At 60.5% G+C, this 13,139-nt stretch carries 13 protein-coding genes; 2 read left to right on the top strand and 11 right to left on the bottom strand.

Going from position 1 to position 13,139, the window contains the following annotated elements; translation table 11 throughout:
- Positions 1–2: 2 nt before the first annotated feature.
- The 6 genes from ACXAC3_RS08805 to scpA form a co-directional block, all read right to left on the bottom strand.
- A complete protein-coding gene (locus ACXAC3_RS08805) occupies positions 3–377 on the bottom strand; it encodes a hypothetical protein (protein WP_475158854.1) in 375 nt (124 codons plus the stop codon).
- Positions 378–415: 38 nt separating this feature from the next.
- Positions 416–1,411 (bottom strand): endonuclease/exonuclease/phosphatase family protein, encoded by a 996-nt coding sequence (locus tag ACXAC3_RS08800; protein WP_475158852.1) that lies wholly within the window; start codon positions 1,409–1,411, stop codon positions 416–418.
- A gap of 4 nt (positions 1,412–1,415) precedes the next feature.
- A complete protein-coding gene (locus ACXAC3_RS08795; RefSeq protein ID WP_475158851.1) occupies positions 1,416–2,096 on the bottom strand; it encodes a TerB family tellurite resistance protein in 681 nt (226 codons plus the stop codon).
- Between the two features lie 45 nt (positions 2,097–2,141).
- A complete protein-coding gene (locus tag ACXAC3_RS08790) occupies positions 2,142–2,630 on the bottom strand; it encodes an N-acetyltransferase family protein (RefSeq protein WP_475158849.1) in 489 nt (162 codons plus the stop codon).
- On the bottom strand, positions 2,627–3,229 hold the full coding sequence (locus tag ACXAC3_RS08785) for a VOC family protein (RefSeq protein ID WP_475158848.1): 603 nt from the start codon (positions 3,227–3,229) through the stop codon (positions 2,627–2,629). The genes ACXAC3_RS08790 and ACXAC3_RS08785 overlap by 4 nt, the downstream gene beginning before the upstream one ends.
- Positions 3,230–3,329: 100 nt before the next feature.
- Positions 3,330–5,456, bottom strand: coding sequence for a methylmalonyl-CoA mutase (scpA, locus tag ACXAC3_RS08780; RefSeq protein WP_475158846.1), 2,127 nt, complete (start codon positions 5,454–5,456; stop codon positions 3,330–3,332).
- 168 nt (positions 5,457–5,624) lie between these two features.
- On the opposite strand from scpA, the gene ACXAC3_RS08775 reads away from it, so the two are divergent.
- Complete coding sequence (locus ACXAC3_RS08775; RefSeq protein ID WP_475158844.1) at positions 5,625–6,071, top strand: DUF4174 domain-containing protein; 447 nt, start codon at positions 5,625–5,627, stop codon at positions 6,069–6,071.
- A 76-nt stretch (positions 6,072–6,147) separates the two neighbouring features.
- Here ACXAC3_RS08775 and ACXAC3_RS08770 read toward each other — a convergent pair whose 3' ends face one another.
- Together ACXAC3_RS08770 and ACXAC3_RS08765 are read right to left on the bottom strand one after the other, a co-directional pair.
- On the bottom strand, positions 6,148–8,193 hold the full coding sequence (locus ACXAC3_RS08770; protein ID WP_475158841.1) for an acetyl-CoA carboxylase biotin carboxylase subunit: 2,046 nt from the start codon (positions 8,191–8,193) through the stop codon (positions 6,148–6,150).
- Positions 8,194–8,310: 117 nt separating this feature from the next.
- Positions 8,311–8,514, bottom strand: a complete 204-nt coding sequence (locus ACXAC3_RS08765; protein WP_475158840.1) for a hypothetical protein — start codon at positions 8,512–8,514, stop codon at positions 8,311–8,313.
- Positions 8,515–9,164: 650 nt separating this feature from the next.
- On the opposite strand from ACXAC3_RS08765, the gene ACXAC3_RS08760 reads away from it, so the two are divergent.
- A complete protein-coding gene (locus tag ACXAC3_RS08760; RefSeq protein ID WP_475158838.1) occupies positions 9,165–10,316 on the top strand; it encodes a DcaP family trimeric outer membrane transporter in 1,152 nt (383 codons plus the stop codon).
- 86 nt (positions 10,317–10,402) lie between these two features.
- Here the strand turns inward: ACXAC3_RS08760 and ACXAC3_RS08755 are convergent, their stop codons facing one another.
- The 3 genes from ACXAC3_RS08755 to ACXAC3_RS08745 all read right to left on the bottom strand — a co-directional run bounded on the left by ACXAC3_RS08755 (position 10,403) and on the right by ACXAC3_RS08745 (position 13,024).
- The gene (locus tag ACXAC3_RS08755) at positions 10,403–10,756 is read right to left on the bottom strand and encodes a hypothetical protein (protein WP_475158837.1); all 354 of its coding nucleotides are present in this window, start codon (positions 10,754–10,756) and stop codon (positions 10,403–10,405) included.
- Between the two features lie 136 nt (positions 10,757–10,892).
- Entirely contained in the window at positions 10,893–11,378 is a 486-nt protein-coding gene (locus ACXAC3_RS08750) for a DUF6497 family protein (RefSeq protein ID WP_475158835.1), read from the bottom strand.
- A gap of 113 nt (positions 11,379–11,491) precedes the next feature.
- Positions 11,492–13,024 (bottom strand): acyl-CoA carboxylase subunit beta, encoded by a 1,533-nt coding sequence (locus ACXAC3_RS08745; protein ID WP_475158832.1) that lies wholly within the window; start codon positions 13,022–13,024, stop codon positions 11,492–11,494.
- Positions 13,025–13,139: the final 115 nt, after the last annotated feature.

Below are 13,139 nucleotides of genomic sequence, written 5' to 3'. Positions count from 1 at the left end.
CGTCAGATTTCCGTCGCGCCATCCGGGTCCTGTTCGGTTTGTTCGGGGATGTCCTGCGGGTCCTCAGGCGGTTTTTTCCGAATTATGATATCGCCGTTTGGCAGCATCTCGGGCGCCTCATAGGTGCTCCAATCTTGAATTTCGCCGGCCAAGTCAGCCAGCGCCGGTCCCATCTCCTCGAAAAAGGACTGCATCGCGGGGCCGAATTGATTGACCAGCCCTTGCAGGTCTTCCAGCGCGGGCTCCATTTCCTGGCGCAACCCTTCAAAGAACAGTTCTGCACCCTGCTCCATCAACGATTTACCAGTGTCTTCCTCGGCAAAGGCAGGCAGAGCAAGGGCCGCCGAAATCGCACAGATCGGAAAAACATGTCTCATACCCGAAAATATAGGCGCAGCGGGTGCGGGATGAAAGCTTACAGATCAATATCGAGAGTGACCGGAAAATGATCGGATGCGGTCAGCAGCGCGTTTTGCAATTCGCGGGAGGCCTGACAGGCGCTGTCGCGAAACGGGTGCCAGATGCGCCAGTCTGGGTGGAATGCCCGCAGGTTGTCGCTGATCATGATGTAGTCCAGCAGCGCCTCAAGGAACTGCCCCTCACCCGGCCGGGCAAACCGGGCCGTTGCAGGCACAGAGCCCGGCCTTGGCCCATGTGCCGTGACCGCGTGGGGGTCGAACAATCCCGCCTGCAACACAATCTCGACCGAGGATCGCCCGAACAGATGTTCAAACTCATCCAGACCCGGCCCATCATTCAGATCCCCCATCAGAATGACCTGATCCCCGGCCCCGATATGCGCCCTGACCCGCCGCGACAGCCAGACGGCCTGCGCAAGCTGCTTGCGGCGGTTGGCGATTGAGATGCGGATCGCCTCGTCGCGCGATCCGGCACCGTGGGGCGCCTTGGATTTCAGATGGGCCCCGATCAGGCGAAACCTTGCGCCCTTGCGGGTCAGGACCTCAAGCTCCATGGGCGGTTTGGAGAACCGTACCTGATCTTCGGTGGCATCGATATCAAGGTCGATGTGCAGGACGTCATCAAAACGCGGCACCCTTTCGTCCCCGGCTTGCGGATCGTGCCGCACCGTGAGTACGGCGGGATCGTAAAGCAGGGCAAGCTCCTGATGGGTGTCATTGGCGAAACCCATCACCGCGTTTGTCGTGCGCAGATCAAAGGCGGCGGCAAAGTTCTGCAGCGCGCGCACCGTGTTTTGGGTTTTACCGGTATTGGGAGCCTCGACAATCAGGATCGCATCTGCGTCCACCGCCGTCAGAACCTTGGCGATCGCTTCGACCTGCTGCGCCCTTGTGACATCGTGGCGGCCGGACCATCTGTCATCCATCAGCAACTCATCACGACGGTTAAACAGGTTGGCGAACCATTCGATATTGTAGGTCGCCAAGCGCATCCCGTCAGGCTCGCGCGCCGTTGATCTCGTCCCAGGCGCGATTGATGTCGATCATCTTCTTTTCGGCCAGTCGGATCGCCTCTTCCGGGACGCCCCGGGCCATCATCGCATCGGGATGTGTTTCGCGGACAAGTTGCCGCCAGACCTTGCGAATATCGGGCAGCGGCATGTCGCGGGGCACGCCCAGAACGGTGTATGGGTCCTTGGGCGCGTCCGGAACGAACCGGGCCCGCAGCGCCAGAAACTGCGCTTCGGTCTGGCCGAAAATCCGGCTGACCTCTTCCAGAAACTCGTTTTCATTGGGATGATAAAAACCATCGGCCATCGCGATGTGGAACAGCCCCTCCATCAGGTCGCACAGTGTGGTGCTGTCATCTGCAAACATCCTTGCGATCTTGCGGGCATAATCCTGATACCCGGCGACATCCGTGCGGGCCATGTCAAAGACGCGGGCGGCGCCAGCCTCATCCTCGCGCGCGATCTGGAAAACGTCACGAAACGCTGTCACTTCGTCCCGCGTCACCCGCCCGTCGGCCTTGGCCATCTTCGCGCCCAGCGCAATTACCGCGATCGCAAACGCAACGGACCTTTCCGGCGGTGTTCGCAATTTCTCAAAAACCGCCGCAAGGCTTTCGCCCTGGGCAAGCGCGCTCAACGCGTCAGATATGCGGGTCCAAATCGACATGAGCGCACCCTAGCGACCTATTGCACGCCTGTCAGGTGCGACAGATCACTCCGCGGCAAGAATTTTCTGCATCAGCACAAGATCCAGCCGCCGGCCCCATTTGATACCAACTTCGGGCATGACACCGACCTGCACAAAGCCAAGCGCCGCATGGAAGGCAACCGCGCCCGGATTGGCCGATGATATCCCGGCCACCAGCACATGCACGCCATCCGCCCGCGCCACGTCTTCAAGCGCCGACATCAACGCCCGCGCCACGCCCTGACCGCGCGCGTCGGTGGCCAGTTGGATTGTGTGTTCGCGGCACTGCGCATACCCCGGGCCAGCCCGAAACGGGCCGTAGGTTGCAAAGCCAAGTGTCGCGCCGTTTCCTTCGGCCACAAGATACGCGGGCCCACGGGTTTCGATATCTGCCGCGATGCTTTTCGTACTGCGCTCGGTCGTTGTGAAAGTGACCAGCGTATCGCGGATGATCGCGTTTGTGATTGCGGCGATACTTTCGGCATCCGCGACCCTGGCCTGCCGGATGTTCATTCCAGCACGCGCACGCCATGAGGTGTTTCGAACTCGGCCCGAAGCGCCGCAGGGCCTGAATCGAACACAACGTGATCCAGATCGCCCAGCAATCTGGCCAGTTCCAGCGCATCCGGATGAAAAACCACCAAGCGGCGCAGGCGGCACCCGCTGTCCTGCAGCATCCTGGCGGGGTGCAGGTCGCCATGCCATTGGATGAGCGCCGGAAACAGATTGTCGAATGGCAATCGTCCGTTGAGCGGCACCGCCATTTGCCACCGCAACGCGCCCCGGGCCAGTTCGATGGGCGTACCGACCCCATTCGGGAAAACGCTCAGTGATTCCACAATATTCGAAACCCTGCAGATCCAGTTGGTCAGGCGCGGCTGCCCCTGATACCGGTCAAGATCGAACCAGCGGGTTCGCTGCGGGTTCGCCGCCTCGGGATCAATCGCGATGGCTTCCAGATACAGACCATCCCGCAGACCCAGTAGCCGGTTGTAAGTGCCGAAGGTCTCGTGCTTGCCGCCCTCCTGCAACGGTACTCCCAATGCCTGCTCGATATGGGCGGACGCCTCATCAAGCGTTTCGCCCGCCACGGCCAGATGATCCAGTAACACGCGCGCCTCCTATGCAAAGCGGCCAGCCCAAAAGGGGGGCTGGCCGCATGTTTTCGCCAAAGGCGCGGGATCACAAGATTTTTCGTCAAAAAATATTCGGTCAGCTCTGCGCTTCGCCAATCAGGCGCAGAATGTCTTGTGCCGCCTCGGGAATATTGGTTCCCGGGCCGAAGATGGCCTTCACACCATGATCATAGAGGAACTGGTAGTCCTGTTGCGGGATAACCCCGCCACAGATGACGATGATGTCCTCGGCCCCGGCTTTTTTCAGCTCTTCGACCAGTTGCGGGGCCAGCGTCTTGTGACCCGCCGCCTGTGACGAAATGCCGACCACATGCACGTCGTTGTCGACCGCATCCTGCGCAGCCTCGGCGGGTGTCTGGAACAACGGCCCCACATCCACGTCGAAGCCAATATCGGCGAAGGCCGTGGCGATCACCTTGGCCCCGCGGTCATGCCCGTCCTGCCCCATCTTGACCACCAACAAACGCGGGCGGCGGCCTTCGGCTTCGGCGAATTCCTCGATGGATTTCTGGATCGCGGCAAAGCCTTCGTCGCCCTCGTAAGCGGCACCGTAGACACCGGCCAGGGTTTTTACCTCGGCGCGATGTCGGCCGAACTCTTTCTCCATTGCCATGCTGATCTCTCCTACGGATGCGCGGGCGCGGGCGGCCTCGACCGCGGCAGCCAGCAGGTTGCCGCCCTCGCGGGCGGTATTGGTTAGCGAGGCCAGCGCCTGTTGGCAGGCGGCCTCGTCGCGGGTGGCGCGGATACGTTCCAGACGCGCGACCTGCGCATCGCGCACGGCGACATTGTCGACGTCCAGAATGTCGATCGGGTCTTCCTGTTCCTTGCGGTACTTGTTGACGCCGACGATCACCTCGTCGCCTCGGTCGATCATCGCCTGACGGCGTGCCGCGCTTTCCTCGATCCGCAACTTGGGCATACCGGAGGCGACGGCTTTGGTCATGCCTCCCATATCCTCGACTTCTTCCATCAACGCCCAGGCCTTTTCGACCAGTTCATTGGTCAGGCTTTCGATGTAGTAGGACCCGGCAAGCGGATCGACCACATCAGTCACGCCGGTTTCCTCCTGCAGCACCAGTTGCGTGTTCCGCGCGATGCGGGCCGAGAAATCGGTGGGCAGGGCAATCGCCTCGTCCAGCGCATTGGTGTGCAGCGACTGGGTGCCGCCCAGAACTGCGCTCATCGCCTCGTAGGCGGTGCGGATGACGTTGTTATAGGGGTCCTGTTCCTGCAGCGACACGCCCGAGGTCTGGCAGTGGGTCCGCAGCATTTTCGACCGTTCGGACTTGGCCCCGAAATCCGTCATGACCCGATGCCACAGCGTGCGGGCCGCACGCAGCTTGGCGATTTCCATGAAGAAGTTCATGCCGATGGCAAAGAAAAACGACAGACGGCCCGCGAACTTGTCCACATCCATCCCGGCCTGCGTGGCGGCGCGGACATATTCGCGCCCATCCGCCAGCGTATAGGCCAGTTCCTGCACCAGGTTCGCCCCGGCCTCTTGCATGTGATAGCCCGAGATCGAGATTGAGTTGAACTTGGGCATCTCGTTCGAGGTGTAATCTATGATGTCCGAGATGATCCGCATCGACGGTTCGGGCGGGTAGATATAAGTGTTGCGCACCATGAACTCTTTCAGAATGTCGTTCTGAATGGTGCCGGACAGTACGGACTTGTCATGGCCCTGCTCCTCACCCGCAACGATGAAACTGGCCAGAATCGGAACCACCGCACCGTTCATGGTCATCGAGACCGAGACCTTGTCCAGCGGGATGCCATCAAACAGGATCTTCATGTCCTCGACACTGTCAATTGCCACGCCTGCCTTGCCAACATCACCGACGACGCGTGGGTGGTCGCTGTCATAGCCCCGGTGCGTCGCCAGATCGAAGGCCACCGAAACACCCTGCTGACCGGCGGCCAGATTACGGCGATAGAATGCGTTCAATTCCTCGGCGGTCGAAAAGCCCGCGTATTGGCGGATCGTCCACGGGCGGCCGGCATACATCGTCGCCTTTACCCCACGCGTGAACGGCCCGAACCCGGGCAGAGACCCCATATGCGGCAGATCGGCGGTGTCTGCCTGCGTGTAGAGCGGTTTGACGTCGATGCCTTCCAGCGTCTCTTTGGTCAGGTCGTTCAACGGACGGCCGCGCAGCTCTTTCTCGGCCAGCGCCTGCCAGTCTTTGGTATCGGTCATTGCGATTTCCTTTTCTCGGTTCGGATCGCGCCGGGGCGCTGCCCGCGCGGTGTGATCATCTGTGGCGCCCCTTCGGGCATGGTCGGACGCAACATTTTGAACGCTGCGTGCAATTCGCTGGTCGCATTCATCGGCACAGAGGCTATATTCAAACGAACAGGAGGCCCCATGACACGAACGCTTGCCCTTGTTTTCTCGGCACTATTCCCGCTGGCTGTTGCGGCCGCCGACGGGACAGCCCCTGCCGATGACAGCTTTGTCCGTCCCGCCGGTGACAGCGAGCTGAGCGAATATCTTTGGGTTAACAGGCCCATCGTCGTCTTTGCCGACACCCCCGCCGATCCGAGGTTCCGGCAGCAGATCGACATGCTGCTGGAAGGCGAAGACGCCATGCGCGAACGGGACGTGATCGTCCTGACTGATACCGATCCTGCGGCCCGGTCCCCGATCCGGACGCAACTGCGCCCGCGCGGGTTCCAGATGGTGTTCGTTGACAAGGACGGTGTCGTCAAACTGCGCAAGCCTTCCCCTTGGAGCGTACGCGAAATCGGTCGCTCGATTGACAAGACCCCCTTGCGCGAACGCGAGATTCGCGAACGGCGCGAGGGCGGCTGAGCGCCTTCGCCACGCCCCATCGCCCCGGCGCAATTGGCCGGGTCCTTTTGGGGGTTTGGCAAAAACGCGGACATGATCATTCGAATTCCATGATCACATCGTCCACGGCAAGGCTGTCGCCGGGGCCTGCGTTGATCTTGGAGACGGTGCCCTTCTTTTCCGCGCGCAAGATGTTTTCCATCTTCATCGCCTCGACCGTGCACAGCGCCTGACCTTCCTGGACCTCCTGCCCTACTTCGACATCGACCTTCACAATCAGTCCGGGCATCGGGCAGAGCAGCATTTTCGAGGTATCCGGCGGCAGCTTCTCGGGCATCAGTCGAGCCAGTTCCGCCTGTCGCGGACGCCGCACATGCACTTTCATGTCCGCGCCCCGGTTGCGAATCCGGAAACCGCCCGAGACCTTGCCGGCCTTCAGAACCAACGGGGCGGCGTCGACATCGAGCACCGCCAGCTGATCCCCCGGGGTCCAGTCGGACGCAACGCGCAGGGTCGAGCCGTCTTCGAACTTGACCGTTGCGCCTTCTTTGTCCGCATTCACCTGAACCGCGAACTCCTGACCCTGCAACGTCACAACCCAGCGTTTGCCGACTTTGCGTTCATGGTTGTCCATCCGACCCGACACGCGGGTGCGCCGAATCTCTGCAACCCGGTGCATGGCCGCGCACGAGGCCGTGATGCGGCGCAGATCGGCTTCGGGCAGTGTCACGCCGTCGAACCCGTCCGGGTATTCCTCGGCGATAAAGGCGGTTGTCATGTCGCCGCTGACGAATTTCGGATGATCCATCACGGCGGACAGGAACGGCAGGTTGTGACCGATGCCTTCGACCTCGAAACTGTCCAGCGCCACGCGCATTGCCTCAATCGCCTGCTCGCGGGTTGAGGCCCAGGTGCAGAGCTTGGCGATCATCGGGTCGTAATACATGCTGATTTCGCCGCCTTCATAGACGCCGGTGTCGTTGCGCACGGCGGCCTCACCTTCGGGCGCGTCTCCCTGCCATTTGCCATTCACCTGCAGCGGACCCGCGGCGGTTTCCTGCGGTGGGCGATAGCGGGTCAGGCGGCCGATCGAGGGCAGGAAGTTGCGATAAGGATCTTCGGCATAAAGGCGGTTTTCTATAGCCCAGCCGGTGAGCGTCACGTCGTCCTGCGTGATCGACAGAGGCTCACCCGCTGCGACGCGGATCATCTGTTCAACCAGATCGACGCCGGTGATCAGCTCTGTCACCGGGTGTTCCACCTGCAGACGGGTATTCATTTCGAGGAAGTAGAAATTCTTGTCGCCATCCACGATGAACTCCACCGTCCCCGCGCTGGCATAGTCCACTGCCTTGGCCAGAGCGACGGCCTGTTCCCCCATCGCCTTGCGGGTTTCAGGGTCGAGGAACGGCGACGGGGCTTCTTCCACAACTTTCTGGTTGCGGCGCTGGATCGAACATTCGCGCTCACCCAGATAGATGCCGTTGCCGTGGCTGTCGCACAGAACCTGAATTTCAATGTGGCGCGGTTGGGTCACGAATTTCTCGATGAAAATCCGGTCGTCACCGAAAGAGTTCGCGGCCTCGTTCTTGGACGACTGGAAGCCCTCGCGCGCTTCGTCATCATTCCACGCGATCCGCATGCCCTTGCCGCCGCCGCCGGCGCTGGCCTTGATCATGACCGGATAGCCGATCTCCTGGCTGATCTTCACGGCCTCGTCTGCGTCTTCGATCAGGCCCATGTAACCGGGCACCGTCGAAACCCCGGCATCCTGCGCGATCTTCTTCGAGGTGATCTTGTCGCCCATGCTTTCAATCGCACCGACGGGCGGTCCGACAAAAGCCACGCCTGCGGCGTCCAGCGCCTCGGCGAACTTGGCGTTTTCCGACAGGAAGCCGTATCCGGGGTGCACCGCCTGTGCGCCGCTTTCGCGGATCGCGTCCATCACCTTGTCGATCACGATATAGGACTGGTTTGCAGGCGGCGGGCCGATATGAACGGCTTCGTCCGCCATTTCCACATGTAGGGCGTTCTTGTCCGCATCCGAATAGATGGCGACGGTGCCGATTCCCATCTTGCGGGCGGTCTTGATGACGCGGCAGGCGATCTCGCCCCGGTTAGCAATCAGGATCTTGTTGAACATGAAACGTCCTTTGTCTTGGTGTTCTGGAAACGCAAAACGCCGCCGCGGGGACGGAACCCCACGACGGCGTGATGCGCGATGACGGTCGGGGCGACACGCGCCCCGGAGAAATCGGTGTTACCTACAGTTGTTCTGCGTCTTGCAGTACAGCACGTTGCCCGCGGCACCGACAACGGCACCGAACAGCGGATCGGCGTTGACGACCGCTGCGCCGACAGCCCCGGCGCCGCCGCCAAGCAGTGCTTGTTCGCCGGTCGAGTCGCCACAGGCCGCAAGGCCCGCGCAGGTTGCCAGTGCAAGGAAGTATCTCGGGAATCGCATGATTTCTGCCCTTTTAAGATTATTGACGTTTCTGGGGGCAGATGCCGGAAATACCGGTTGTTATTCAATATCAGGCGCCGTGAACCGGAGAATTGCGCAGGTTTATGCCGCCTCGGGCATGGTTCAGGCGCAAAGAAAAACGCGGGCAGGATTTTGTGGGGATCACAAACCTGCCCGCGGAAGGAAGGGGTACGGAATAGTAGGTGCTTGTGCGGCGCAGGCAAAGTAGAGCCGCACGGCCCGTTCAACATGCACGCCCCGGCAGAGGGTGCAAACGAAGATTCACCGCCCGCGAATTTTCCGGCTGGAATTTGCCCATCGGGCAAATTCCCGCGCAGATTTACGCCGATAGGTTGTTGACCGCAAAAGCCCACACCTGCCGGCGGCAGCGTCACACTTCCGTTACAAAGCGGCCCGTTTTCTGCGGTTTCTGCAGACGCATCATCACGTACTGCAACCGCGAAAGCCGCGCAATTGTTCCACATTCGCCGGGCTTTGAGCGCGCGGGTCACCGGCGTGTGATAAAAAGCACCGCGCAGCGCAATTTTTCTTGTGAAAAATCCGCTTCTTGGTCCCGATCTCGTGATTTCCCAGATTTTCCGCTGCGTGGAACGGTGCGCGTGCACACTCGCACACAAGGAAACATCCACATGATTATAAAAGGAAAAACGGCATTTCTGCTTGCTGCCACCGCGTTTAGTGTGACCAGCTCGCTTGCTTATGCCCAAGATGCCCAGACCCAGGCCGAACTTGACGCGCTGCGGGCCCGCGTCGAGGCGCTGGAGGCTGCGAACCCCGGCTCGGGGACCGGCGACCTGCGCGTTGGCAACACAACGCTGGACGTCTACGGTTACGTCAAGGCCGACTTCTTCTATGACTTCGAATTCGATCAGGGTGATACCGCGTTCGTCAACGTTATCGGCGAGCCGTCGGCCGCAACCAGCGGCACGTTCGGCGCGACCGTTCGTCAGTCGCGGATCGGGTTGCGCACCAGCACGCCCAGCGCCATTGGCGATATCGACGGCCAGTTGGAGGTTGACCTGTTCGCGTCGAATGGCACGGCCGAATTCCGTCTGCGCCACGCCAATATCCGGGTGGGCGACGCCTGGCTGATCGGACAATACTGGACCAATTTCCAGCCGCTCGACACATATCCGACCTCGGTGGAATTCAACGGCCCGGTCGGGATCGCCTTTGCCCGCGTACCCCAGGTTCGGTATTCCAACAAATTCGGAACCAACACGACCTTCGCAGTTTCTGTCGAAGAGAATGTCAGCGGGTCGAACTCGCAAGATCCGGTGCTGACCGCTTCGGCGGAATTCAATGACGGCACTTACATCGCGCGCGCCGCCGCGCTCTATGGCACCGCGGAAAGCGGCGGCGTCGAAGTTGACCAGACCGGTCTTACCCTGTCCGGCTCGGTCCGTCCGTGGGAAGGCGGCCTGTTCCAGATCAACTATGTCACCGGCGAGGCGCTTGGGCCCTACCTGATCGGCCTGGGTGATCCCGTTGTCGGCGGTCAGGCCAACGATGTGGATGGCTATACCATCGAATTCCGTCAGGACATCGGCCCAAAATGGAACGTCGGCATCGCCTACGGCAAAGAGGATTACGACCTCCCGACCTCGACCGGCACGCTGGCCTTTACCGAGCTTGAGACGATCCATGTCAACGCCTTCTACAAGGCGACGGACAGTTTGACCCTCAGCGCCGAGTATATCTATGGCGAGCGGAATGACGCGCCCACAGGCCGCACCTTTGACGGCAACCGCGTGCAGGTGGCCGCTCAGCTGAATTTCTGACCGCACAAACCGACCCTGCCCGGCATCGGGCAGGGTTTTGGCCCGGACAGGCCCAAACGGGATACATGCAGTCAAGAATTGCACGATCAGCGCACCCCGTCGAAAATGTCGGGAAATGACACCCGCGCCACATCCGGATCAATCACCAGAAGCGCGTCGTAGCTGGCCGGATCAAACGGGTCTTCGGCCGGGATAACCTCACGCTCGAACAACCAACTCAGGCGTCCGGCATCCAGATTGCCGCGTTCAAAAGGTTGGTCGCCAAAATGCTCCCACAACGCCTGCAGAAACGCGACATCCGCGCGGCGGTCCGCTGGCTTGCGGTCGCGAAACCGTTCGCGACGGGTCAGCGGCGTGACCCCTTTGGGATTGGCCCGCCGAATGGTGAACTGAAAATCGGTTCCCGCCAGACGACCGGGAAATCCGCGGTGCTTCAGCATGCCGCCACCTCGTCGATTTGATCATTCACTGAGAAAACAAGGCCAAGTCCGAAACCGGATCGGATCATATTGCGTACCTCCAAAGCCGCACTGAATTTCAGAAACGCCCTGAGGTCATGAAAATGGTATCTCATGGTCAGAGCCCCTCCCAGATACATTGCGACTGCTCCAGACGGTAGGCTTCGAAAAACTGCGTGGCGTCGGGGGACGCGCGTCCGAACTCGATGGGCCGGTCCGACAGCGAAATGACGACCCGCGCGGGGGCAAGTTCGTATTCGGCCACATAGGCAACCGCGAGCGTCTGGCACAGATGCTCCATATCCGCCGCGGCGACATCGTACCCGATCCGCCCTGTGGTCGAGCCGATCTTGGGTGCGATAAAGCGAAACCGCAGCCACAGTTCACCGGGGTTATTGTCCAGAAGAACGTCGCTCAGATGCACGGGCTGGCCGGACGGAACCGGCAGCAGAACTTCGGTTTCTGCAAAGGCGGGGGAACCCAGGGCCAGAAGGATCAGGACAAAGGCGCGATCCCGGACCTGCCAAGGGCAGGCTCCTCTCTCCGGGATCGCGCGCGCATGGCTTTCGGCCCGCGCTTTTCTATGTCTGATAAGGCATTTCATTTAGCAGTTTTGGCCTCAGAGTCAAACTCGCTTGCAGGGAATTGTGCCGGGACCGGCCATCAGGGATGGGTTCCCATGGCGGCCGGCCGGACAAGACGCTTGGCGTGCATCCTTTACAGCGGAATATTGTCGTGTTTCTTCCACGGGTTCTTCAGCTTCTTGTTGCGCAGGCTGGCAAAAGCCCGCGACACGCGGCGCCGGGTCGATTGCGGCATGATCACCTCGTCGATGAAGCCGCGTTCAGCCGCAACAAACGGATTGGCGAAGCGGTCTTCGTAGTCCTGAGTGTGCTGTGCGATCTTTTCGGAATCCCCCAGATCAGCGCGGTGGATGATCTCGGTCGCGCCCTTGGCTCCCATCACCGCGATCTCGGCGGTGGGCCAGGCATAGTTAAAGTCGCCGCGCAGGTGCTTGGAGGCCATAACATCATATGCACCGCCATAAGCCTTGCGGGTAATCACGGTCACCTTTGGCACAGTCGCCTCGCCATAGGCGAATAACAGTTTGGCGCCGTGCTTGATGACACCGCCATATTCCTGCGAGGTTCCGGGCAAAAAGCCCGGCACGTCTACCAGAGTCAGGATCGGAATTTCGAAACAGTCGCAGAAACGCACAAACCGCGCGGCCTTACGGCTGCTGTCAATGTCCAGACATCCCGCCAGAACCATCGGCTGGTTTGCGACCACACCGACCGTCTGACCTTCAAGGCGGATAAATCCGGTGATGATGTTCTTGGCGTAGTCTTCCTGAATCTCATAGAAGTCACCCTCATCCGCCACTTTGGTAATGAGTTCCTTCATATCGTAGGGCGTGTTCGGGTTGTCCGGGATCAGCGTGTCCAGTGAGGTCTCAACCCGGTCTGGGCTGTCGAAGAACGGGCGCACCGGCGGCTTTTCGCGGTTGTTCAGCGGCAGGAAATCGACCAGACGACGCACCTCGGCCAATGCCTCGACATCGTTTTCGAATGCCCCATCAGCGACCGATGACTTTTTGGTATGCGTCGACGCCCCGCCCAGTTCCTCGGCGGTGACAACCTCGTTGGTGACGGTTTTGACAACATCAGGCCCGGTCACGAACATGTAGGACGTGTCTTTGACCATGAAGATGAAATCGGTCATCGCGGGGCTGTAGACTGCTCCGCCCGCGCAGGGGCCCATGATCACGCTGATCTGCGGCACCACGCCCGAGGCCATGATGTTACGCTGGAACACCTCGGCATAACCGGCCAGCGACGCCACGCCTTCCTGGATTCGCGCCCCGCCCGAGTCGTTGATTCCAATCACCGGCGCGCCGTTCTGAATCGCCATATCCATGATCTTGCAAATCTTCTGCGCGTGGGTTTCCGACAGCGACCCGCCGAACACGGTAAAATCCTGGCTGAACACATAGACCATGCGGCCATTGATCGTGCCCCAGCCAGTAACCACCCCGTCACCCGCAGGCTTTTGATTTTCCATTCCGAAATCAGTGCAGCGATGGCTGACGAACATGTCGAACTCTTCGAAACTGCCTTCGTCCACCAGCAATTCGATCCGCTCGCGTGCCGTCAGCTTGCCCCGTGCATGCTGCGCGTCGATGCGTCGTTGTCCGCCACCAAGCCGCGCGTCGTTCCGGCGGTCTTCAAGCTCGGAAAGGATGTCTTTCATGACGATAATCCCCTGTAAAATCTGGCGCGACCATATACGCAGAGTCGTTCAGACCAAAGTGTCATTCGGCAAATTTGCAAAGTTCTGGAAACGGATAGCGGGAAAATTGTAAATT

Source organism: Ruegeria sp. ABV4_181, from assembly GCF_056158465.1.
The sequence above is the reverse complement of the archived record's forward strand: the minus strand, read 5'-3'. Positions and strand labels throughout refer to the sequence as shown.